Here is a 23,071-nt window from a genome sequence, read left to right as displayed (position 1 = left end):
TTTTCAAGAACCCATTTAACTTAAGTGGTTGATATGAGCATTCTGTGGCCTTCAACGTCCAGCCGACGGAAGTTCATGCCGTATGCCCGGGCCAGATTTGGCGGCGTCAGCACCTCGTCACGCCGCCCGCTGGCGATCAATTTCCCCTGTTTCAGCAACCAGGCGCGATGCGCGTGGCGCAGAGTATGGTTAAGGTCATGGCTGCTCATCACGATGGCGATACCCTGGCTGCATAGCTGGCTCAACAGCCTATCCAGCGCGTTTTGTTGCGCAACGTCCAGACTGTTCATCGGCTCATCCAGTAGCAGAAGTTGCCCGCGCGGGTTAGCGTGAGGGTGAATTTGCAATATCACCGCCGCCAGACGTACACGCTGCCACTCGCCGCCGGAGAGTTGATTCGCGCTCCGCCCCAGCTTGTCGCTCAGCCCAAGCGCCTGCGCAACGTCATTCAGCAGGTTCGTTTGCGTTTTATCAGGTTGATGCAGCGTCAGGAAATGCCAGACCGGCATTGAAAATGGGGAATTCTGCTGCTGCGCGAGATAGGCCCGATGTTGAGCCAGTTTCGCCGCAGGCCATACCTCCAGCGACACGCCGTCGAATATGACGGTGCCTTCCCCGAAGGTTAAGCCCGCCATACGCGCCAGCAGCGTACTTTTCCCTGCCCCATTCGGCCCCACAAGGTGAAGAATCTCGCCAGGCTTAACGTCGCCGGAAAGCGGCCCCAGACGCGTCGTTTCGGCAACATCCTGTAACTGCATCAACGAGATCATTATTTTGCCAACGCGATTTTGATACTTTCCACCATACCCGGATCTTCAGGCGTCATGTCCGGTGAGAAACGCTGTACGACCTGTCCATCCCTGCCGATTAAAAACTTCTCAAAGTTCCACAAAATATCGTCCGGGTAAAGCGGCGCGCGGCCTTTACTCGCCATGCGCTCATAGAAACCGCTACCTTCCGGCGCAACGGCGGCAGGCGCTGCGGCAATCAACTTCTGATACAGTGGATGGCGGTTCTCACCATTGACGTCAACCTTGCTGAACATCGGGAATGTGACGCCCCAGGTGGTGCTGCAATAGGTTTTAATCTCCTCTTCAGTGCCAGGTTCCTGACCAAGAAACTGGTTGCAGGGAAAACCTAACACCGTAAAGCCCTGGTCGGCCCAGGCTTTCTGAATATTCTCCAGCTGTTCGTATTGTGGCGTTAAGCCACATTTCGAGGCCACATTAACCACCAGCAGTACGTTTCCGGCGTACTTCTCAAGCGTGGTGACATCCCCGTCGATCGTCGTCACTTCAGTGTTGAGAATGGTATCTTGCATAGCGTCTCCCATATAACAGGCGGATGTGAGTGATCAAATATCAGCTTTTAATCATAGACTGCGAGTGTTGAAAACAGCGACTCCCCGATGCGGACAATCGCGGCGTCACGCTGCGCCATTGTCGCCGGAGTTTGTGTAATATAGATAACCACGAGCAAAGGTTTTTGTGATGTCGGCCAGACAACGCTGACAATAGAACGCGAACCGTTGTCGCCCGCCCCGGTTTTATCCGCGATTTTCCAGCCGTCCGGCAAGACCGAACGCAGCAGACCGTCAGCCACTTTGTCGTCCCGCATCCATTGCATAAGCTGCTCTCTTGAGGATGGCTGCAACACATTCCCCAGCAGTAGCGTATTGAGCGTCTTCGCTATCGCGACAGGCGTCGTGGAGTCGCGTTCATCACCGGGAATGGCGCTGTTCAGTTCGGGCTCATAGCGATCGAGGCGGGTTATCGTATCCCCCGAATCACGCAAAAACTGCGTGACGGCCTGCGGCCCGTTGAGCTTCCTGGCGATGAGATTGGCGGCCGTGTTATCGCTGTAGCTTACCGCCGCGCTGCACAATTGCGCCCAGTTCATGGCGTCTGGCGCCACATGTTTTTCAGTAATCGGCGAATACTCCACCAGCTGCGAGGGTTCAAACTGCGTTGAAGCAGAAAGCGCCAGCGCCTTCCTGTCGACTTCGCGTAATAACGCTGCGCATAACAGCGGCTTGTGCGTACTGTTTAACGGGAACCGTTCTTCTCCCCGATAATGGGTGATACTGTTGGTCGCCGTATCAAGTACCGCAATGCCAATCCGGGCATGAAGACGCTGTTCTTCCTGCGTCGCGATAGCCGACACGTATTGCGCCGTCAGCGGTGCGGCCATCGCAGAACCGCTGAGTGCCAGCACACACAGACCCCATTTCATCCGTTGCCACATACTAATGACTTCCTCATTTCTCATTTTGGCTAGCGCCTGGATTTTAATAATAGCCAGATGAAGACCGGTGCCCCCATCGTCGCCGTCACTACGCCGATAGGCAGTTCCGCCGACGCCAGCGCCAGACGGGCGATGACATCCGCCAGCAGCAGAGCTATCGCCCCCGCCAGCGCGCAGCCCGGCAGCAAAGCGCGATGATCGCTCAGACCGCAAAGCCGTAAGATATGTGGGATCACCAGGCCGATAAACCCAATCGAACCCGCAAGCGCAACGCTAACACCGACCATCCAGCCCGTGGCGACCACCAGCAAATTGCGCCAGAACCACAGCGGCAGCCCCAGTTGACGCGCGGACGTTTCGCCCAGCGCCAGAATATTCATCGGCTGCGACTGGCAGCAAATCCAGAGTGAAACCGGGATCAGGGCAATCATCAGCCAGGCCTGCTGCCAGTCCACCCCGCCGAATCCTCCCATCATCCAGTACATCAACTGGCGCAGGTCGAAGGAGGTTGAAAAATAGATGGCCCACGTCATCATCGCGCTGCAAATAATGCCAAGCGCAACGCCCGCCAGCAGCAGGCGGCTGGTTGATAAATGTCGACGGGCAAATCGCAGGAGAATAAGTGTGATGATAAGCGCGCCGGCAATAGCGCAAATCCCCAGCGCCCAGCCGGGTAACTGACCTTGCCCCAGTAGCACCGCGGCAATAAGGCCCACGCCAGCGCCGTTGGAGACGCCAAGCAATCCGGGCTCGGCAAGCGGGTTTTCAAATAACGCCTGCATTACCGCGCCTGACAGCGCCAGCGCGGCGCCTACCAGCAGAACAGCAAGCGTGCGAGGGAGTCGTATCTGCCAGACAAACAGTTCACCACGGGCGCTGAACCAGTCGCCAGGGGCTATCCACTGATCTCCGGCGCACAGGCTTAATACCACTGCCAGCAGCATAAGCACCGACAGACTGGATAACCAGCGCACATTACGGCGCTGTTGTTGGCAGGCAAAAGTCAGCATGTTTTCCATTCAGCTGAAAAGGGATGATGTTGATTTTACGGTGCGTAACCATCGCAGGAAAGAAAAAAGGCCGCAAAGCGGCCTTTTTAGTTAGATCAGATTACTCTTCTTTGGGCGAAGCGTTTTCAACCCGGCTTTTCAACTTCTGTCCGGGTCTGAAGGTCACCACGCGCCGTGCTGTAATGGGAATATCTTCGCCCGTTTTCGGGTTACGTCCCGGACGTTGATTCTTATCACGCAGATCGAAGTTACCAAAACCAGAGAGTTTCACCTGCTCACCGTTTTCCAGAGCACGACGAATCTCCTCGAAAAACAGCTCGACCAGTTCTTTGGCATCCCGCTTGCTAAGCCCAAGCTTATCAAACAGATATTCTGACATTTCAGCTTTTGTAAGCGCCATAGGTTCAATCCCTCAATGATGCCTGGAATCGCTCTTTTAATGCCTCTACACATTTGGCGACGGTAGCGGCAATCTCCTCTTCTTCGAGTGTACGGCTGGTATCCTGAAGGATCAGGCTGATAGCGAGGCTCTTATAACCCTCCGCAACACCCTTACCGCGGTACACGTCAAATAAGTTTACGCCAACTACCTGATTTACGCCAACTTTCTTACACTCGGATAAAATATCCGCTGCGGGAACGTTTTCTGCGACCACCACCGCGATGTCGCGACGGTTAGCCGGGAAGCGCGAAATCTCGCGCGCCTGAGGCACCACGCGGTCTGCGAGCTTATTCCACTCCAGTTCAAACACCAGAGTGCGACCGTTCAGATCCAGTTTACGTTCCAGCTCAGGATGAACAACCCCAATAAAACCAATGCGTTCACCTTTCAGATAAATCGCCGCGGACTGCCCAGGATGCAGCGCCGGATTCGCTTCCGCCCTGAACTGAATGTCGGCCAGTTTGCCGGTGAGATCCAGCACCGCTTCCAGATCGCCTTTCAGATCATAGAAATCAACGGTCTCTTTCGCCAGATTCCAGTGCTCGTCATAACGGTTGCCGCAAATCACCCCTGCCAGCATCAGATCCTGACGAATGCCCAGATTTGCCTGGGTATCCGGCACGAAACGCAGACCGGTTTCAAAGATACGCACGCGGTTCTGCTGACGGTTCTGGTTATAAACCACCGTTGGCAGCAGGCCGGTCCACAGTGAGAGACGCATCGCCGACATCTCAATGGAGATCGGGCTTGGCAGCAACAGCGCTTCTTCGCCCGGATGCAGCAGTTGCTGAACCTTCGGATCGACAAAGCTATAGGTGATCACTTCCTGGTAGCCTTTGTCATTGAGCATGGTTTTCACACGCTTCAGCGACAAGTTGGCTTCATGGTGAGTCCCCATGATTAAACCTGCCTGAATCGGCTCATCAGGAATGTTGTTGTAGCCATACACGCGGGCCACTTCTTCGACCAGATCTTCTTCAATCTCCATGTCGAAACGCCAGCTCGGCGCGACCGCTTTCCACTCGTCCTGACCTTCAGTCACTTCGCAGCCCAGACGACGCAGAATATTGCTCACCTGTTCATCGGCAATGTGATGCCCGATCAGACGATCCAGCTTGCTACGACGAAGCGTAATGGTCGCGCGTTTCGGCAGCGTGGCGTCATTCGTGACGTCGATAACCGGACCGGCTTCGCCGCCGCAAATGTCGATCAACAGGCGGGTGGCGCGCTCCATTGCTTTGTACTGCAACGCCGGGTCCACACCACGCTCATAGCGGTGGGAAGCATCGGTATGCAGACCGTGGCGACGCGCACGACCGGTAATAGACAGCGGGCTAAAGAACGCGCATTCCAGCAGCACGTTTTGCGTTTCCTCATTCACGCCGGAATGCTCGCCGCCAAAGATACCGCCCATCGCCAGCGCTTTGTGGTGATCCGCGATCACCAGCGTATCGGTGCTCAGCTTCGCTTCTGTGCCGTCCAGCAGCACCAGGGTTTCGCCCTCTTTGGCCATACGCACGACAATACCGCCTTCAATACGGTCTTTGTCAAAGGCATGCATCGGCTGACCCAGTTCAAGCAGTACATAGTTGGTGACGTCAACGACAGCATCAATGGAACGAATGCCGCAACGACGCAGCTTCTCTTTCATCCACAGCGGCGTAGGCGCTTTAACATTAATGCCTTTCACCACGCGACCCAGGTAGCGCGGGCAGGCATCCGGTGCTTCAACCGCGATCGGCAGCGTGTCATTGATGGTGGCTGCAACAGGTGCGATCTCCGGCTCAACCAGCGCGATTTTGTTCAGGACAGCGACATCACGCGCCACACCGATGATCCCTAAGCAGTCGGCGCGGTTCGGCGTCACGCTGATTTCAATGGTGTTATCGTCAAGCTTCAGGTATTCGCGGATATCGGTTCCGATCGGCGCATCCGTCGGTAATTCGATGATGCCGCTATGGTCGTCGGAAATCCCCAGTTCGGAGAAGGAGCACAGCATCCCTTCCGACGGCTCGCCGCGCAGTTTAGCGGCTTTGATTTTGAAATCGCCCGGCAGAACCGCGCCGATAGTTGCAACGGCTACTTTCAGCCCCTGACGGCAGTTAGGCGCGCCACAGACGATATCCAGCAGGCGTTCGCCGCCCACGTTCACTTTCGTAACGCGCAGTTTATCTGCGTTCGGGTGCTGGCCGCACTCCACCACTTCACCCACAACCACACCGTTGAACTCACCGGCGACGGCGTCAACGCCATCCACTTCTAGGCCCGCCATCGTAATCTGATCCGACAGCGCATCGCTGTCGATTGCCGGGTTCACCCATTCGCGTAACCACAGTTCACTGAATTTCATTGTTTTACCCTGCCTTTATTTAAACTGTTTGAGGAAACGCAGATCGTTTTCGAAGAATGAGCGCAGATCGGTCACGCCATAACGCAGCATGGTCAGACGCTCCATCCCCATACCAAACGCGAAGCCAGAGTAGATTTCCGGGTCGATGCCCACGTTGCGCAGAACGTTCGGATGCACCATCCCGCAACCCAGCACTTCCAGCCATTTGCCGTTTTTGCCCATTACATCCACTTCTGCGGACGGTTCCGTGAACGGGAAGTAAGAAGGACGGAAACGGATTTGCAGGTCTTCTTCAAAGAAGTTACGCAGGAAGTCGTGCAGCGTGCCTTTCAGGTTGGTGAAGCTGATGTTGGTGTCAACAATCAGCCCTTCCATCTGATGGAACATCGGGGTGTGCGTTTGATCGTAGTCGTTACGGTACACTCGACCCGGCGCAATAATACGGATCGGTGGCTGCTGTTCTTTCATGGTACGAATCTGCACGCCGGAAGTCTGCGTACGTAGCAGGCGGGTGGCATCAAACCAGAAAGTGTCGTGGTCAGCGCGGGCCGGATGATGGCCTGGAATGTTCAGCGCATCGAAGTTATGGTAATCGTCTTCGATCTCCGGGCCAGTCGCCACGGTAAAACCAAGCTCACCGAAGAAACTTTCAATACGATCAATGGTACGTGTTACCGGATGCAGACCACCGTTCTCAATACGACGCCCAGGCAGAGAAACGTCGATGGTTTCCGCCGCCAGACGTGCATTCAGCGCCGCGTTTTCTAAATCCGCTTTGCGCGCGTTCAGCGCTTGTTGTACCTGCTCTTTTGCTTCATTGATAACCGCGCCGGCTGCCGGACGCTCTTCTGGCGGCAATTCACGCAGGGTCGTCATCTGAAGGGTTAAATGCCCTTTCTTGCCCAAATATTCGACGCGTACATTGTCTAACGCGGCAACATCTGACGCCTGGTTAATGGCTGCCTTCGCACTGGCAACCAGCTCTGCGAGATGTGACATGGTTTTCCTCATTGTGTCGGTGAAGACACCGGTTCGTTGGACTTAATCTCTCGATTTCAGGTACAAAAAAAGCCTCCATCAGGAGGCTTTTTCGCGCTGTTTTTCGTTTCTTCTTTCACGCGCTAGCCTCCTGGAGTCAGGTGCTAAAGTAAAAAAAGAAGCGGAAAATAGCAGCATTCATGCTTGCGTTACCTTGTGTGGTAAAACCGGACAACCTTTATTGAAAAGGGTTACGGATAAATTGTCAACTGATTGATTGCACTACAAATAAAAGAGAGGGAGCCAGGCTCCCTCTTTTCACTGGCTTATGCCAGAGCTGCTTTCGCTTTTTCAACCAGAGCGGTGAACGCTACTTTGTCGAATACTGCGATGTCAGCCAGGATCTTACGGTCGATTTCAACAGAGGCTTTTTTCAGGCCGTTGATGAATTTGCTGTAAGAAATACCGTTCTGACGTGCTGCTGCGTTGATACGCGCAATCCACAGTTGACGGAACTGACGCTTACGTTGACGACGGTCACGGTAAGCATACTGACCAGCTTTGATAACTGCCTGGAAGGCAACGCGGTATACGCGAGAACGCGCACCGTAGTAGCCTTTGGCTTGTTTCAAAATTTTCTTGTGACGTGCGCGTGCAATTACACCACGTTTTACGCGAGCCATAGTGCTCTCCTGTATCTATTCTGATTCGCCCTTCATCTTTCACATTTTCGCGGCGTTAACCGCCTTGCGACATGCGAAATCTATCGGGCATAAAAAAGTTAAAAAAAACGTTAACGGCTTATGCGTACGGCAGGCACGCGATTACCAGACCCAGATCGCCTTTGGAAACCATGGCTTTCGGGCGCAGGTGACGTTTACGCTTGGTCGCTTTTTTGGTCAGAATATGACGCAGGTTAGCGTGCTTGTGCTTAAAACCACCTTTACCGGTTTTTTTGAAGCGCTTAGCAGCACCGCGTACGGTCTTAATTTTTGGCATTTTAATAACTTCCACTTCGCATTGTTAATAAACGAAACCCAGGCGAACAAAATCTGTGAAGCCCGAAGGCTCCACAGGAATTGCTACTTGAAGGCCTTACTGTTTCTTCTTAGGAGCGAGCACCATAATCATCTGACGGCCTTCGATCTTCGTAGGGAAGGATTCGACAACTGCCAGTTCAGCCAGATCTTCTTTCACGCGATTAAGCACTTCCATACCGATCTGTTGGTGGGCCATCTCACGACCGCGGAAACGCAGCGTGATCTTGGCCTTATCGCCCTCTTCGAGAAAGCGAATCAGGCTGCGGAGTTTTACCTGATAGTCGCCTTCATCTGTACCAGGACGGAATTTAATTTCCTTAACCTGGATAACTTTTTGCTTTTTCTTCTGTTCCTTAGAAGACTTACTCTTTTCATAGAGGAATTTGCCGTAATCCATTATACGACAAACCGGCGGCTCGGCGTTAGGGCTGATTTCGACTAAGTCTACTCCAGCTTCTTCAGCTTTTTCCAGAGCTTCTCTCAGACTCACAATACCAAGCTGCTCGCCTTCCAGACCTGTTAAGCGAACTTCCTGGGCGCGAATTTCGCCATTGATACGGTTAGGACGCGCCGTTTGAACTCGTTTTCCGCCTTTAATACTTTATTCCTCCAGTTGTTGAAGACTGCGGCTGCGAATCTCTTGTTGCAGCTTCTCGATAACTTCATTTACGTCCAGGCTGCCCAAGTCTTTGCCACGACGGGTACGCACGGCTACTTTGCCTGCTTCTACCTCTTTGTCGCCACAGACCAACATGTAAGGGACACGACGTAAAGTGTGCTCGCGGATTTTAAAGCCTATCTTCTCATTTCTCAAGTCTGCTTTTACACGAATGCCCGCATTTTGTAGTTTCTGCGTCAATTCGTTAACGTATTCAGACTGAGTATCGGTAATGTTCATCACCACTACCTGAACCGGCGCAAGCCAGGTCGGGAAGAAGCCCGCGAACTCTTCAGTCAGGATACCGATGAAACGTTCCATTGACCCAAGAATCGCGCGGTGAATCATCACCGGCACCTGACGCTCGTTGTTTTCGCCAACATAAGAGGCGTTCAGACGAGACGGCAGAGAGAAGTCCAGCTGTACCGTACCGCACTGCCATGCACGATCGAGGCAGTCATACAGGGTAAATTCAATTTTCGGACCGTAGAATGCGCCCTCACCCAGTTGATACTCAAACGGGATGTTGTTTTCTTCCAGCGCAACGGCCAGATCCGCCTCAGCACGATCCCACATTTCATCGCTACCGATACGTTTTTCGGGGCGAGTGGAAAGTTTGACGACGATTTTCTCGAAGCCAAAGGTGCTGTACATATCGTAGACCATACGAATACAGGCGTTCACTTCATCGCGAATCTGTTCTTCAGTACAGAAGATATGCGCATCATCCTGGGTGAAGCCACGTACGCGCATCAGGCCATGCAAGGCGCCTGACGGTTCGTTACGATGGCAGCTACCGAATTCCGCCATACGCAGCGGCAGATCGCGGTAGGACTTCAGACCCTGGTTGAAGATCTGCACGTGGCCCGGACAGTTCATCGGCTTGATGCAGTATTCACGGTTCTCTGAAGAGGTAGTGAACATCGCATCTTTGTAGTTTTCCCAGTGCCCGGTTTTTTCCCACAGCACACGGTCCATCATGAACGGACCTTTAACTTCCTGATACTGATATTCTTTGAGCTTAGAACGCACAAAGACTTCCAGTTCACGGAAGATAGTCCAGCCGTCGTTATGCCAGAACACCATACCCGGCGCTTCTTCCTGCATATGATACAGGTCAAGCTGCTTACCGATTTTACGGTGGTCGCGCTTGGCGGCTTCTTCAAGGCGTTGCAGATAGGCGTTCAGGGATTTTTTATCCGCCCACGCCGTACCATAAATACGTTGCAGCATCTTGTTGTTGCTGTCGCCACGCCAGTATGCCCCTGCGGTTTTCATCAGTTTGAAGTGATGGCAGAAACGCATGTTCGGCACGTGCGGGCCTCGGCACATATCGACATATTCTTCATGATGATACAAGCCCGGCTTGTCATCATGCGCAATATTCTCATCAAGAATAGAAACCTTATAGGTTTCGCCACGCTTCACGAAGGTTTCACGCGCTTCGTGCCAGCTCACTTTCTTCTTAATGACGTCGTAGTTTTTCTCAGCAAGCTCGTGCATCCGTTTTTCGAGCGCGTCGACATCTTCCTGGGTTAACGTACGGTCGAGATCAATATCATAGTAAAAACCGTTATCGACAACCGGACCGATAGCCATTTTGGTGTTCGGCCAAAGTTGTTTAATCGCGTGCCCTAACAGGTGCGCGCAGGAGTGACGAATGATCTCCAGACCTTCTTCATCTTTCGCGGTGATGATTGCCAGCTGAGCGTCGTTTTCAATGAGATCGGACGCGTCAACCAGTTCGCCATTAACGCGACCTGCGATACAGGCTTTCGCCAGTCCTGGACCAATGTCCAGCGCAACATCCATGGGGCTTACAGCGTGGTCGTAATGGCGTTGGCTGCCATCAGGAAGAGTAATAACAGGCATGTTATATCCTTATTTGCAGTGGTGACCCATACGCAAGATCACATACAAAGTTTCAATATTTAAAATTATCAAAAAGTTATGGGCTGATTCCCGCTTCACTCTGCGAAATATGTCACGGCCCGCCTGAATGGCGAGACTGGACCTACACCCGTTTTTTGATAACACCGTTTGACAGTGTACACGGCATTGACTGCCGATCAAAGCCGCAATCACGCCGAACTGTATGATGTAAATCAATTCCCTGACGCGCCATCGCTTTTGTTACACTGAGAGCATCAGTCCGATTTTGACAGGAAGAGAGAAAATGCCAACAAACCGCTTTGCCAAAAAACACTGGAAGATGGTTGTCGTATTGCTCCTCATTTGCGGCGCAATGTTGCTGCTCCGCTGGGCGGCGATGATTTGGGGCTAATATCCGAAGCGTTCGCCGAAAGTTAATTCCTGCGAATGAATAGAAAGCATCAATAATATGCACGTTCAACGCGTTTTTATGAATGGCATTCGCCACGGAAACTATAAATATAATTTCACTTAGCGCACAATCGCGATAAAAACGCTAATTTAAAAAGCCGGGTCGTGTTTAAAACAACCCGGCGGGCGATTACATCTTATACCCTAACGATACCGTCGTGCGGCGATCGGTATGTTCCGGCGCCGTTGCGGGCGGTTCGGAGTTCCAGGTCAGGTTATAAGCCACCTTTAAACCAAAATGCTCGTTGATCGCGACATTCAACGCCGTCTCTGAGTTGAGGGTGGTATCTTCAGCGCCGAAAACGGACACGCCCTGCGTAAATTTGGTGTTATCCGTCATCTGCCAGGCGTAGCTACCGGAAGCGTAGCCCAGCGGTTGAGTCTCGGTTTTGCCATCGGTATGTTCGTCATAGCGTACGCCAGGACCGAATTCAAAACGGAAGCTGTGCACCGGCCCGTTGAGGAACTGACGGCCATAACCGGCGGTCAGTGTGTCACGCTCACGATAACCGTTGTAACGGTCTGTCAGCCAGCTTGCCTGGCCAAACAGGTAATCGTAGTCGGTCATATTGAAACGGCTACGGCCGCCTACCGCGTATTTCTCCGAAGAGCGCTCATCGTTGGAGGATGTATTGCTGGCATTCCCCCACAGCGACCAGGCGGTGGTTGCACCGTACCAGGTCATCGTGGTGTCAGCCGTTAAAGAAGAACTTTTCGTGTTGCCTGACTGAGCAAGGTAGCCCGCATTCAGGTTACCTTCGAAGGGTTTCTTCGCAGTGGCGGGATCATCCATGACAGTAAAAACGGAATCATCAGCAGCGGCATGCATTGACGCAAATACGCCCCCTGCCAACATTAATGCAGCGGGTACTGTCTTCAAAAGCTTCATTTATAAAGAGTCCGTACAACAAAAAAAGAGACCGTTACGGTCCCGGAAACTTTCATAAGGATCAATGACAAACGATCCAGGAAAGGTAACAAATTATAAAAAGGCTCGAATAACATAGCAATGAATTCTTATTTCATTTTTTGAATAAGAGAGTTCCCAAAGCAGATATTTATTTATATATCTTTCTCCCGGTAATTTTAAATAAATATCCAGTAAATCATATTGTTAATTACTTCCCTTTCCGGGCATTCAGTGCCAGACTGAAGTCAGCCTAACAGGAGGTAAAGATGATACGTATCTATACGTTAACACTTGCGCCCTCTCTCGATAGCGCAACAATCACCCCACAACTCTATCCCGAAGGGAAACTTCGCTGTTCATCACCCGTTTTTGAACCTGGCGGCGGCGGAATCAACGTTGCCCGCGCGATTGCCCATCTTGGCGGAACCGCAACCGCGATTTTCCCCGCAGGCGGCGCGACCGGCGAACATCTGGTCGCACTTCTGGCCGATGAAAACGTCCCCGTCGTCACCATCGACGCCAAAGACTGGACGCGACAAAACCTGCATGTTCATGTGGAGTCCAGCGGGGAGCAATATCGCTTTGTCATGCCCGGCGCCGCACTCGACGATGACGAATTTCGCCAGATTGAAGAACAGGTTCTGGAGATCGAATCCGGCGCCATTTTGGTTATCAGCGGGAGTCTGCCGCCCGGCGTCAAGCTGGAAAAACTGACGCAGCTTATTGCCGCCGCGCAGAAACAGGGCATCCGCTGCATTATTGATAGTTCGGGCGATGCGCTCAACGCGGCGTTATCTCTCGGCAATATTGAACTGGTCAAACCGAACCAAAAAGAGCTGAGCGCGCTGGTCAATCGCGAACTCACGCAGCCTGACGATGTGCGCCAAGCGGCGCAGGAAATCGTGAAGAGCGGCAAAGCGCGCCGCGTCGTTGTTTCTCTGGGGCCGCAGGGGGCGCTGGCGGTGGATAGCGAAAGCTGCGTCCAGGTTGTTCCCCCTCCCGTCAGAAGTCAAAGTACCGTCGGCGCGGGCGACAGCATGGTTGGCGCAATGACGCTAAAACTGGCGGAAAACGCCTCGCTGGAAGAGATGGTGCGTTTCGGCGTCTCGGCAGGCAGCGCGGCGACGTTGAATCAAGGGACACGTCTGTGTTCCCGGGACGATACGCAGAAAATCTACGCCTGGCTTTCTCAGTGATCGGCCATCCCCCTCCTTATTACGAGGGGGTTTCAGCGGCAAAGCTATCAGCATACGAATTAACCGACTATGCTAAAAAATCATGTGATTACAAAGAGGTGATTTATGGCCAGTGGCGATGTCATCCGCTATGTCATAACCGTGAAATTTCATGAAGACTCGCTGACAGAGATTAACGAGTTGAACAACCATCTGACGCGGTGCGGTTTTCTGCTCACCATGACCGACGAGCAAGGGCATGTGCATGAACTGGGTACCAACACATTTGGTTTTATCAGCGCCCTGAGCGAAGATGAGATCGCCGCGCTTACCGCCGGGCTGGCGGAAAGCGCTTTAGATAAGAAACCAGAAATATCGGTCATGACATGGGAGGAGTGGACTAAAGACCGATAATATCAGTGCCATTGTGCAAAAACGCGTCTACGGTGTGCGTTAGCTCGTGTTTTTTCACCGCATTTATGCGCTAACCTTATGATCTGGCAGACAACATGGGGAGAGACATCATGTGGCAGGCTATCAGTCGTCTTTTAAGCGAGCAATTAGGTGAAGGCGAAATCGAACTGCGTAATGAACTGCCCGGCGGAGAGATCCATGCCGCATGGCATTTACGCTATGCGGGACGCGATTTTTTCGTCAAATGTGATGAAAGAGAGCTCCTTCCCGGCTTTACGGCGGAAGCTGACCAACTGGAACTGCTTTCGCGCAGTAAAACCGTCACCGTCCCGAAAGTCTGGGCGCAGGGCTCAGACAGAGACTACAGTTTTCTGGTGATGGATTATCTTCCTCCCCGTCCTCTGGATGCCCACAACGCCTTTATCCTCGGTCAGCAACTTGCCCATTTACATGAATGGAGCGACCAGCCCCAGTTTGGCCTTGATTTTGATAACGCCCTGTCCACCACGCCTCAACCCAATGCCTGGCAACGACGCTGGTCAACATTTTTTGCCGAACAACGCATTGGCTGGCAGCTCGAACTGGCGGCAGAAAAAGGCATCGCATTTGGCAATATCGATGCGATCGTTGAGCATGTTCAGCAGCGTCTGGCCTCACATCAGCCGCAGCCTTCGCTGCTGCACGGCGATTTATGGTCAGGAAACTGCGCGCTTGGGCCTGATGGCCCCTATATTTTCGATCCCGCCTGTTACTGGGGCGACAGGGAGTGCGATCTGGCCATGCTGCCACTGCATACCGACCAACCTCCGCAGATCTATGATGGCTACCAGTCCGTCTCTCCGCTACCGCTGGATTTTCTGGATCGCCAGCCGATTTATCAGCTCTATACCCTGCTCAATCGGGCGAGACTGTTTGGCGGGCAACACCTGGTGGTGGCGCAAAAAGCGATGGAAAGGTTGCTGGCGGCATAGCTATTGTGCCGGATGACAGCTTACAGATGCACTGAACCACAGGCCCGATAAGCGAAACGCTATCGGGCATTTTTCATTGCTACACAAATCCAAGAAGCGAAAAGAAAACGTAGCCCAACACGATGATAATCACCGGCAGGATATAAAGCGGGAAAAACTGTAAGAAGATCGTGTGATGCGGAACCACGATGCGCGACTCAATTTGCTCGCGTGACAACCCCTCGCTGCCTTTCGCTTTTTCCAGAATAAGCCGATCTTCAACCCCTTCGCGAAGAAAACGCGCCTGGCGGCTCATCCTGGCGCCTGAGTCCTGCAATGCCAGGCCAACGAAAATCAACACAAAAATCACCCAGAAAACAATGTTCAGACTGTGTTGAAAATCCGGCGTTGGCGAGTTATACCAGAACAGGTTCAGGAACGCGGTATTCGCCCGCATCATATCAATCATAACGTGAGTAAAATCAAGCATCACCGCGTTAATCCCTTCCTGCTTTTCGCTGTGCTCATACATAAACTTCAGCAATGAAACCAGTGTGGAAATAAGCGCAGGGATAAAAATCACCCATCCCAGAATCCTTTTTAAGACAGCAATGCGTCCAGCTTGTTGATACGTCATGAGTTCCCCTTGATAAAGACGCGTCGTTTTGGCCTAAGTCTACCTGCTGATAACCAATTTCGCCTGTTCTTTAAAGGCGCTATGATACGTCATTAGCCATAATAAGCGCTTAATCCATTGTGTTTTCACCTCAAAAGGAGAGGTTGTAATGTCAACCCCGCGTCAGATTCTTGCTGCAATTTTCGATATGGATGGACTACTGATCGATTCCGAACCGCTTTGGGATCAAGCTGAACTGGAGGTCATGGCAAGTTTAGGCGTAGATATTACCCGCCGCCATGAACTCCCGGATACGCTGGGTTTACGCATCGATATGGTTGTTGACCTCTGGTACGCCCAACAACCGTGGAATGGGCCAGACCGGCAGGCGGTTACCGACCGAATCATTTCCCGCGCCATCTCACTGGTTGAAGAAACTCGCCCGCTGCTCCCCGGCGTGCGCGAAGCGGTCGCACTGTGCAAATCTCAGGGGTTAATGGTCGGTCTGGCCTCCGCTTCCCCTCTGCATATGCTGGAAAAGGTGCTGACCATGTTTGATCTGCGTGAAAGTTTCGATGCCCTGGCCTCTGCGGAAAAACTGCCTTACAGCAAGCCGCATCCGCAGGTATACCTCGATTGCGCGGCCAAACTGGGCGTTGACCCGTTAACCTGCGTTGCGCTGGAAGACTCCGTCAACGGCATGGTCGCCTCAAAAGCGGCGCGAATGCGCTCAATTGTTGTTCCGGCGGAAGAAGGCCAGCACGACCCGCGCTTCGCCCTTGCCAACGTCAAACTGACTTCGCTGGCTGAACTGACCGCAGCGCATCTGCGCGGTTAAATAGCGACGGGCGGTGGCGACATTGCCCGTTTTGCTACGCACATCTGTTTTATAAAACACTGTTTCATTTTTTATTGTATTCCTTCACCGCCTCTTCTATCCTTTTCTCAGGGCAAAAAACTGATAAAAACCGATAGCCGAGGTGAACATGATTCTGGATGCGTTTAGTCTTGCAGGTAAAGTCGCGATAGTGACCGGATGCGATACCGGGCTTGGGCAGGGTATGACGCTGGCGCTGGCGGAAGCAGGCTGCGACATCGTCGGCGTTAATCGCAAAGTCCCCCACGATACGGCAGCAAAAGTGGAGGCGCTCGGACGCCGTTTTATGGCGATCCAGGCCGACCTGAGCCAGCAACGCGCTATCCCGGCTATTGTCGCGCAAACGGTCGAACAGTTTGGCCGAATCGACATTCTGGTGAACAACGCCGGGACGATCCGCCGCGAAGACGCGCTGTCGTTTAGCGAGAAAGACTGGGACGATGTGATGAATTTGAATCTCAAATCCGTGTTCTTTCTCTCTCAGGCCGTCGCACGGCAATTCCTGAAGCAAGGTGATGGCGGGAAGATTATTAATATCGCCTCAATGCTTTCATTCCAGGGCGGCATTCGCGTTCCTTCTTATACTGCGTCGAAAAGCGGCGTATTGGGCATCACGCGGTTGCTGGCGAACGAATGGGCGGAGCACCACATCAACGTGAACGCCATCGCTCCCGGTTATATGGCGACGAACAATACGCAGCAGCTGCGGGATGACGCCGCACGCAGCAAAGAGATTGTTGACCGCATCCCGGCCGGACGCTGGGGCACACCTGCCGATCTGCAAGGCCCGGTTGTCTTTCTCGCTTCTTCGGCGTCTGATTACGTTCACGGCTATACCCTCGCCGTCGATGGCGGCTGGCTGGCGCGCTAATTCATGTCATTTGTGACATAGAGTTACAACGTCACCTCTTCCGCCTACTGTATAAAAACCCTATACTGTATGAATTGACAGTTTATTGGGTTTTATCATGACGGCGGAAGGCCACCTTCTTTTTTCCATTGCCTGCGCAGTGTTTGCCAAAAATGCGGAATTGACGCCGGTTCTCGCTCAGGGCGACTGGTGGCATATTGTCCCTTCGGCCATCCTGACCTGCCTGCTGCCCGATATTGATCATCCAAAATCATTTCTTGGCCAGCGTCTGAAATGGATATCAAAACCTGTCGCGCGCGCGTTCGGCCATCGCGGGTTTACGCACAGCCTGTTCGCCGTGTTCGCTATGCTTGCCCTTTTCTACCTGAAAGTGCCGGAGAGCTGGATTATTCCGGCCGATGCCCTGCAAGGAATGGTGCTCGGTTATTTAAGCCATATTCTGGCCGATATGCTGACCCCGGCGGGCGTTCCCCTGCTCTGGCCCTGCCGCTGGCGCTTTCGTCTGCCGATCCTCGTTCCGCAAAAAGGCAATCAACTGGAGCGTTTTTTATGCATGGCGTTATTCGTGTGGGCTATCTGGATGCCGCAGACAATGCCCGAAAACAGTGCAGTGCGTTGGTCGTCGCAGATGATTAATATGCTGCAAATGCAGTTCGATCGCTTTATAAATCACCAGATTGCTGAGTAAACCAGCATAAATGTCATTTTTGGCATAAACAATTCCATTTGAATATAAGAGGTCGGTCACAGTTCTGCTAACCTTGCGCCAACAGGATCGCTGTCACACGGCGATACGTATAAAAAAATCAGGAGAACGGGGATGAATTTTCCATTAATCGCGAACATCGTGGTGTTCGTTGCACTGCTGTTCGTGCTGGCGCAAACTCGCCACAAACAGTGGAGTCTGGCAAAAAAAGTGCTGGTCGGTCTGGTGATGGGCGTGATCTTCGGTCTCGCCCTGCACACCATTTACGGGTCTGACAGCCAGGTACTAAAAGACTCCGTTCAGTGGTTCAACATCGTCGGCAACGGCTATGTACAACTGCTGCAAATGATCGTCATGCCGCTGGTCTTCGCGTCTATTCTCAGCGCCGTTGCGCGTCTGCATAACGCGTCTCAGTTGGGTAAGATCAGCTTTCTGACCATTGGCACGCTGCTTTTCACTACCCTGATTGCCGCACTGGTGGGTGTACTGGTCACCAACCTGTTCGGTCTGACGGCGGAAGGTCTGGTGCAGGGCGGCGCGGAAACCGCGCGTCTGAACGCCATCGAAACCAACTATGTTGGAAAAGTCGCCGACCTCAGTGTGCCGCAACTGGTGCTGTCGTTTGTGCCGAAAAACCCGTTTGCTGACCTGACCGGCGCAAACCCGACCTCCATCATCAGCGTGGTGATCTTCGCGGCATTCCTCGGCGTCGCGGCGCTGAAACTGCTGAAAGACGACGCGCCGAAAGGCGAACGCGTGTTAATCGCTATCGATACCCTGCAAAGCTGGGTGATGAAGCTGGTGCGCCTGGTAATGCAACTGACGCCATATGGCGTACTGGCGCTGATGACCAAAGTCGTCGCAGGGTCTAACCTACAGGACATCATCAAACTGGGTAGCTTCGTGGTCGCGTCTTATCTTGGCCTGATCATCATGTTTGTGGTGCACGGTATCCTGCTGGGCGTCAACGGCGTTAGCCCGCTGAAATATTTCCGTAAAGTATGGCCGGTTCTGACGTTCGCCTTTACCAGCCGCTCCAGCGCCGCGTCCATTCCGCTGAACGTGGAAGCGCAAACGCGTCGTCTGGGCGTACCGGAATCCATCGCCAGCTTCTCCGCCTCTTTTGGCGCGACGATTGGTCAGAACGGTTGTGCTGGCCTGTACCCGGCTATGCTGGCGGTGATGGTTGCGCCGACTGTCGGTATTAACCCGCTTGATCCGGTCTGGATTGCCACCCTGGTCGGTATTGTGACCGTCAGCTCTGCCGGTGTCGCGGGCGTCGGCGGCGGCGCCACCTTCGCTGCGCTGATCGTCCTGCCTGCGATGGGCCTGCCGGTCACGCTGGTCGCGCTGCTGATTTCCGTTGAACCGCTGATCGATATGGGTCGTACCGCGCTGAACGTGAGCGGCTCAATGACTGCCGGTACGCTGACCAGCCAGTGGCTGAAGCAGACGGACAAAACCCTTCTGGACAGTGAAGACGATGCCGAACTGGCACATCATTGATCCCGCGTGATGAACAAACCGCCTTAATCAGGCGGTTTTTTTATGCGAATTATTCGGCTATCTCATTTTCCTGGCGAACCTGATTCGCCCATCGCTGCGCCGACTCAGGAACGGTAAATGCAGGCGATCGCTGAAATGCCTCCCCCATTAAGATAAAGGCGACATACTTTCCGCGCAGTATCCATACGTCACGAAACGCGTCCATTTTTATCGCATGTTCTGGCGGCGCGGGCTCCACGCGTGGAACATAGCTGATAACCGGGCGATTTTGTTGGCGAAGAGGTTTCATCATCAGTTGTTTCACTAAAGGCAAATGCTAAAAATCAGAAAAACACTATCTTAGCTGATTTTGCCCCCGTTCGTCCCGCCTTGCATGTGCGGTTTACGCTGATGGCGACGCACCGCGTCTGGTCACGGGCGGGTAAAACAAGCGCCGTCAGGCTGACGGCATAAAAAATGCGGCGCAGCAATGCGCCGCAAACTCAGGAGTCAGACATCAAGAAAACTGCCGAGACGATACCCGCGTTCCGCAATCGCATACTTCAGCGACGCAGACGTCAGCACGTCAAGCTCAGTCAAGCGGGGGTAACAATAGGCGCTCTGACGGATGATATTGTCGATAAACGCCGGATGACACATCACTTCCAGTGACTTTTCGCCTCTGTCAGCAGAGGCATCCAGCACCTGAAGAAACAGCGCTTCTGAAATAGCGTCGCCGTAAAACTCGCTGCTGAATCCCTGCGAGCTACGTAACGCTACCGGCAGATCGTCAGCATTAAGCACCGACTGACGATCGATACGCAGAGCAACGCCGCGTTCTGCCGCAAACTGTGCCACAATGGGAAAAATTTGCGGGAACATATGCACATGGTGATGACTGTCCAGATGCGTTGGCTCACGGCCAAAAAGGTCGATAAAACGCTGATACTGACACTCCAGCTCATGCGAAATTTCATCCAGCGGCAAGGTCTCTTCCTCGGCCATTTGCCAGATCCATTTTCCCAGCAGCCCTTCACGCGTCAAACCCGGCATTGCCGTCAGCGGCTTCCCTAAGGTGAGCACAAAATGCATCCCCACCGCCAGTTTCGGCACGTCACGGCACAATTGCGCCGCATGGTCGATGGCTTCACCATTGACCAGCGCCGTTGTGGACGTCACAACGCCATTCCGACAAGCCTCGACAATGCCGTAGTTTTGTCCCTTGCTCAGGCCAAAATCATCCGCATTCACAATCAATAAGCGTTCCATACCCAACCTCTGTTAGTGTTGTGCGCCTTTGAGTTTCTCGATGCATTCCGCAAAATTCGGCAGCCACTTCTCGTGGGCCAGAATCAACTCCCGCGCCAGGGTTTCCGCATCGCGATCGGAGTGCACCAGCGGGCTCAGGTTAAGCGCTAACAGCACATCATTGAACTCACCGCTCAGCGCCGCCTTACTGGCTGCGACTTCAAACCCTTTGATGGTATAGATGAGGCCCAGCACTTTTTCATCGAAATGCGTGATGCGCGGGTGCGGCGTCGCCCCATTCCGCCCTAATGTGCAGGTCATCTCCACCGCCCAGTCAGCAGGGATATTATCCACATGACCATGATGCGGGATATTAACGTAGTGTTCCGTCTGCTTATCGTTATAGATAGCGTTAATCACTTCACATGCGGCGTCGGAATAGTAAGCCCCACCGCGCTGCTCCAGCTCTTTCGGTTTGATGTTCAGCTCTGGATTTTTATAAAGATCGAAGAGCTGTTTCTCAACCTTCTGCACCACCTGAGCGCGCGCGCCGCCTTTATAGTATTCGCCCATTTCAATCGCCAGCATCTCTTTTTGCTTGAAGTAGTAAAGCAGGTAGGAGCACGGCAGCATATTCAGCGAGCGAATAAGCCCTTCGCTAAACGGCAGGTCAAAAATATTTTTCACCGTTGACGCTTTTAACTGCCCGGACGCCACGCCATCCAGCAGTTCAGCAAAGCGCGATTCGCCATTCACCAGTACGTCTTTAATGAACACCATGTGGTTGAGGCCAAACAGGTCGATCGACAGATCGTCGCTGTCTTGCAATGCCAGCACGTCATGGATGAACATTTTCATCCCCACGGGGATATTGCATACGCCGATGAATTTCTTAAAGTGGGTGTGGCGATAAACCGCTTCTGTCACCATGCCTGCCGGGTTAGTGAAGTTAATGACCCACGCGTTCGGGCACAGTTCTTCGACATCTTTCACGATATCAAAGATAACCGGGATGGTGCGCAACCCTTTGAACAGGCCGCCTGCGCCGTTGGTCTCTTGCCCCAGATACCCGTGACTTAGCGGAATGCGTTCATCCTGTTCACGGGCTTTCAGCTGGCCCACGCGCAGTTGCGTAGTGACGAAATCTGCCCCTTGCAAAGCTTCGCGACGATCCAGCGTTTTGTATAATTTCAGCGGGACACCGGCTTTGTCGATCATGCGCTGGCAGAGGTCAAAAATAATATCCAGCTTCTCTTTTCCGTCTTCAACATCCACCAGCCATAATTCAGAAACCGGCAATTCATGATAACGCTTAATAAAACCTTCCAGTAATTCAGGGGTGTAGCTGCTCCCGCCACCAATTGTGACGACTTTTAATTTCTGGCTCATACTTTCTCCCTTCAGTGTAAAAACACTGGCGTGTATTACGCTCTGCCCGTTCGTCAGGTATGGCGCGGACGTCCCGCGCTATTCAGGGCAAGCGATAAAATCGTGTTGTCAGGTCAATATTGTTTACTGATTAAATTCAGTTAATTTTTTACGATAACTGTTCGGTGTAAATGAGGTCAGCTTTTTAAACGTTTTAATAAACAGACTTGGGCTACTGTAACCCGCCTCATACGCTATATCCGTTACGGAGTAGTTGGTCATTTCCAGCTGTTTTTTCGCAAAATTAATACGGATCTCATTAATAATCTGCATTGGCGTTTTGCTGTAATAACGCTGCGTTGCGCGGGTCAGATACTCCTGAGATTTTGCGGACAGGTGCACCATATTTTCCAGCGCGTTTTCACCAAACTGCGTTTTGTCGTGCATTGTCTCCACGGTCGCTTTCAGCCATTGCGGAATATCGTCAATCACCTGCTCTTCACGGTGATGGCGCAGCCGGTTAATGATGTAGAAGGTGACCACTTCTACAAACTCATCTAACCCGTTTCCCCGGAAGTTCAGCGACGCGATAACCGTTTCAATATAAGTCAGAAAAGCGCTGTTGACCCGGTATACCTGAGACGCAACAAAACAAAACGGTAATAAAGGATGATAGTGTTGTTCAAAAAAACGCTTACTGATACCAACGTTAAGAATACGCGTGGCGCCGAACTCATAGAAACTCTGGTGGTGCGATCCCAACGGGATAAACACGAAATCACCACGCTCCAGCAGCACACGTTTACCGTTGATTTCCTGATAGTAGCGCCCCGTTAACACCAGGGTAAATTCATAATAATCATGCTGATGCAGCCCACTGATGCTCTCAGTTTTGTTATAGATAAACACATGGAAATTCTTGCCGTTAAAAAGCTGTTGCTCACGAGCGGTGGCGATCTCCGGTGCGTTAACCTGTAGCTGCATCATTTATTCCTCACTGTTCCAGCTTCTCGTGAAGCTCGATTAACTCTGTAACCAGTTCCCGCGCTAACATCGACGTCATCAGGTGATCCTGAGCATGAACCAGCACCAGGCTGACTTTCATTTTACCTTCGCCCTGATCGCCTTCAATCAGTTTCGTCTGCACGAGATGCGCTTCATTGAGCGCCATCCGCGACTGCTCCATCATCGTTTTTGCCGCAGCAAAATCACCCTGCTTGGCCTGTTTCAGCGCCGCATAAGCCAGGCTGCGCGCCTGACCGGAGTTGATGATAAGCCCCATCACCACTTCTTCGAGTTCTTCAGCCTCTGACGGCGTACCCGCTACGTTTTCGAGATCCAACATACGTTTTCCTCTGGTTCAGCCCGGCATGGGGAGACCATGCC

General features: G+C 52.7%; 27 protein-coding genes and 1 other annotated feature. Of the genes, 8 read left to right on the top strand and 19 right to left on the bottom strand.

Annotation, left to right across the window (positions count from 1 at the left end; all coding sequences use genetic code 11):
- Positions 1-20: 20 nt before the first annotated feature.
- The 12 genes from btuD to thrS form a co-directional block, all read right to left on the bottom strand.
- Positions 21-770, bottom strand: a complete 750-nt coding sequence (gene btuD, locus OGV67_RS13070) for a vitamin B12 ABC transporter ATP-binding protein BtuD (RefSeq protein WP_115614838.1) — start codon at positions 768-770, stop codon at positions 21-23.
- Complete coding sequence (locus OGV67_RS13065) at positions 770-1,321, bottom strand: glutathione peroxidase (protein ID WP_024130381.1); 552 nt, start codon at positions 1,319-1,321, stop codon at positions 770-772. The genes btuD and OGV67_RS13065 overlap by 1 nt, the downstream gene beginning before the upstream one ends.
- 47 nt (positions 1,322-1,368) lie before the next feature.
- On the bottom strand, positions 1,369-2,244 hold the full coding sequence (bla, locus tag OGV67_RS13060) for a class A beta-lactamase (protein WP_114647412.1): 876 nt from the start codon (positions 2,242-2,244) through the stop codon (positions 1,369-1,371).
- Positions 2,245-2,273: 29 nt separating this feature from the next.
- Positions 2,274-3,254 carry a vitamin B12 ABC transporter permease BtuC gene (gene btuC, locus OGV67_RS13055; protein ID WP_071258189.1) on the bottom strand — a complete coding sequence of 327 codons (981 nt, stop codon included), beginning with the start codon at positions 3,252-3,254 and terminating at the stop codon, positions 2,274-2,276.
- Between the two features lie 100 nt (positions 3,255-3,354).
- Positions 3,355-3,654 carry an integration host factor subunit alpha gene (ihfA, locus tag OGV67_RS13050; RefSeq protein WP_001229266.1) on the bottom strand — a complete coding sequence of 100 codons (300 nt, stop codon included), beginning with the start codon at positions 3,652-3,654 and terminating at the stop codon, positions 3,355-3,357.
- A 4-nt stretch (positions 3,655-3,658) separates the two neighbouring features.
- Positions 3,659-6,046: a phenylalanine--tRNA ligase subunit beta gene (gene pheT, locus OGV67_RS13045; RefSeq protein ID WP_115614839.1), complete on the bottom strand. Its 2,388-nt coding sequence runs from the start codon at positions 6,044-6,046 to the stop codon at positions 3,659-3,661.
- A gap of 15 nt (positions 6,047-6,061) precedes the next feature.
- The gene (pheS, locus tag OGV67_RS13040) at positions 6,062-7,045 is read right to left on the bottom strand and encodes a phenylalanine--tRNA ligase subunit alpha (protein ID WP_024130384.1); all 984 of its coding nucleotides are present in this window, start codon (positions 7,043-7,045) and stop codon (positions 6,062-6,064) included.
- Between the two features lie 62 nt (positions 7,046-7,107).
- Positions 7,108-7,231 (bottom strand) — a sequence feature (Phe leader region).
- Positions 7,182-7,226, bottom strand: coding sequence for a pheST operon leader peptide PheM (gene pheM, locus OGV67_RS13035; protein ID WP_001386830.1), 45 nt, complete (start codon positions 7,224-7,226; stop codon positions 7,182-7,184). Its footprint overlaps the feature before it by 45 nt.
- Before the next feature lie 119 nt (positions 7,232-7,350).
- Positions 7,351-7,707 (bottom strand): 50S ribosomal protein L20, encoded by a 357-nt coding sequence (gene rplT, locus OGV67_RS13030; RefSeq protein ID WP_000124850.1) that lies wholly within the window; start codon positions 7,705-7,707, stop codon positions 7,351-7,353.
- A gap of 118 nt (positions 7,708-7,825) precedes the next feature.
- A complete protein-coding gene (rpmI, locus tag OGV67_RS13025) occupies positions 7,826-8,023 on the bottom strand; it encodes a 50S ribosomal protein L35 (protein WP_001124225.1) in 198 nt (65 codons plus the stop codon).
- Positions 8,024-8,119: 96 nt separating this feature from the next.
- The gene (gene infC, locus OGV67_RS13020; RefSeq protein WP_047457361.1) at positions 8,120-8,662 is read right to left on the bottom strand and encodes a translation initiation factor IF-3; all 543 of its coding nucleotides are present in this window, start codon (positions 8,660-8,662) and stop codon (positions 8,120-8,122) included.
- A 3-nt stretch (positions 8,663-8,665) separates the two neighbouring features.
- Positions 8,666-10,594 carry a threonine--tRNA ligase gene (gene thrS / locus OGV67_RS13015; RefSeq protein ID WP_024130385.1) on the bottom strand — a complete coding sequence of 643 codons (1,929 nt, stop codon included), beginning with the start codon at positions 10,592-10,594 and terminating at the stop codon, positions 8,666-8,668.
- Between the two features lie 304 nt (positions 10,595-10,898).
- Here thrS and yniD point away from each other — a divergent pair, with 304 nt between their 5' ends.
- Entirely contained in the window at positions 10,899-11,006 is a 108-nt protein-coding gene (yniD, locus tag OGV67_RS13010; protein WP_096753848.1) for a small membrane protein YniD, read from the top strand.
- A gap of 189 nt (positions 11,007-11,195) precedes the next feature.
- On the opposite strand, the gene OGV67_RS13005 is transcribed toward yniD, so the two are convergent.
- The gene (locus OGV67_RS13005) at positions 11,196-11,954 is read right to left on the bottom strand and encodes a DUF481 domain-containing protein (protein ID WP_012132613.1); all 759 of its coding nucleotides are present in this window, start codon (positions 11,952-11,954) and stop codon (positions 11,196-11,198) included.
- Between the two features lie 287 nt (positions 11,955-12,241).
- On the opposite strand from OGV67_RS13005, the gene pfkB reads away from it, so the two are divergent.
- The 3 genes from pfkB (at position 12,242) to OGV67_RS12990 (ending at position 14,535) form a co-directional block, all read left to right on the top strand.
- Positions 12,242-13,171, top strand: coding sequence for a 6-phosphofructokinase II (pfkB, locus tag OGV67_RS13000; RefSeq protein ID WP_012132614.1), 930 nt, complete (start codon positions 12,242-12,244; stop codon positions 13,169-13,171).
- A 105-nt stretch (positions 13,172-13,276) separates the two neighbouring features.
- Positions 13,277-13,564 carry a type V toxin-antitoxin system endoribonuclease antitoxin GhoS gene (locus OGV67_RS12995; protein ID WP_012132615.1) on the top strand — a complete coding sequence of 96 codons (288 nt, stop codon included), beginning with the start codon at positions 13,277-13,279 and terminating at the stop codon, positions 13,562-13,564.
- 110 nt (positions 13,565-13,674) lie between these two features.
- Entirely contained in the window at positions 13,675-14,535 is an 861-nt protein-coding gene (locus OGV67_RS12990; protein ID WP_024130386.1) for a fructosamine kinase family protein, read from the top strand.
- A 79-nt stretch (positions 14,536-14,614) separates the two neighbouring features.
- Here the strand turns inward: OGV67_RS12990 and OGV67_RS12985 are convergent, their stop codons facing one another.
- The gene (locus tag OGV67_RS12985) at positions 14,615-15,151 is read right to left on the bottom strand and encodes a YniB family protein (protein ID WP_115614840.1); all 537 of its coding nucleotides are present in this window, start codon (positions 15,149-15,151) and stop codon (positions 14,615-14,617) included.
- Between the two features lie 148 nt (positions 15,152-15,299).
- Between OGV67_RS12985 and hxpB the strand changes: the two genes are divergently transcribed.
- From hxpB to tcyP, 4 genes are all read left to right on the top strand, one after another.
- A complete protein-coding gene (hxpB, locus tag OGV67_RS12980; RefSeq protein WP_115614841.1) occupies positions 15,300-15,968 on the top strand; it encodes a hexitol phosphatase HxpB in 669 nt (222 codons plus the stop codon).
- Positions 15,969-16,116: 148 nt separating this feature from the next.
- A complete protein-coding gene (kduD, locus tag OGV67_RS12975; RefSeq protein ID WP_012132619.1) occupies positions 16,117-16,878 on the top strand; it encodes a 2-dehydro-3-deoxy-D-gluconate 5-dehydrogenase KduD in 762 nt (253 codons plus the stop codon).
- 85 nt (positions 16,879-16,963) lie between these two features.
- A complete protein-coding gene (locus OGV67_RS12970; protein WP_077956894.1) occupies positions 16,964-17,566 on the top strand; it encodes a metal-dependent hydrolase in 603 nt (200 codons plus the stop codon).
- A gap of 132 nt (positions 17,567-17,698) precedes the next feature.
- Positions 17,699-19,090, top strand: coding sequence for a cystine/sulfocysteine:cation symporter (gene tcyP, locus OGV67_RS12965; protein WP_115614842.1), 1,392 nt, complete (start codon positions 17,699-17,701; stop codon positions 19,088-19,090).
- 49 nt (positions 19,091-19,139) lie between these two features.
- On the opposite strand, the gene cedA is transcribed toward tcyP, so the two are convergent.
- From cedA to chbA, 5 genes are all read right to left on the bottom strand, one after another.
- A complete protein-coding gene (gene cedA, locus OGV67_RS12960) occupies positions 19,140-19,403 on the bottom strand; it encodes a cell division activator CedA (protein WP_196050445.1) in 264 nt (87 codons plus the stop codon).
- 176 nt (positions 19,404-19,579) lie between these two features.
- Entirely contained in the window at positions 19,580-20,338 is a 759-nt protein-coding gene (chbG, locus tag OGV67_RS12955; protein WP_047457377.1) for a chitin disaccharide deacetylase, read from the bottom strand.
- A 12-nt stretch (positions 20,339-20,350) separates the two neighbouring features.
- Positions 20,351-21,706 carry a 6-phospho-beta-glucosidase gene (locus tag OGV67_RS12950; protein WP_012132625.1) on the bottom strand — a complete coding sequence of 452 codons (1,356 nt, stop codon included), beginning with the start codon at positions 21,704-21,706 and terminating at the stop codon, positions 20,351-20,353.
- Positions 21,707-21,829: 123 nt separating this feature from the next.
- Positions 21,830-22,672: a transcriptional regulator ChbR gene (gene chbR / locus OGV67_RS12945; protein ID WP_012132626.1), complete on the bottom strand. Its 843-nt coding sequence runs from the start codon at positions 22,670-22,672 to the stop codon at positions 21,830-21,832.
- Between the two features lie 7 nt (positions 22,673-22,679).
- Positions 22,680-23,030, bottom strand: coding sequence for a PTS N,N'-diacetylchitobiose transporter subunit IIA (gene chbA / locus OGV67_RS12940; protein ID WP_012132627.1), 351 nt, complete (start codon positions 23,028-23,030; stop codon positions 22,680-22,682).
- Positions 23,031-23,071: the final 41 nt, after the last annotated feature.

This window comes from Citrobacter sp. CK188, from assembly GCF_030333525.1.
Lineage (GTDB): Bacteria > Pseudomonadota > Gammaproteobacteria > Enterobacterales > Enterobacteriaceae > Citrobacter_B > Citrobacter_B koseri.
This window is presented reverse-complemented; position numbering and strand designations above follow the sequence as displayed.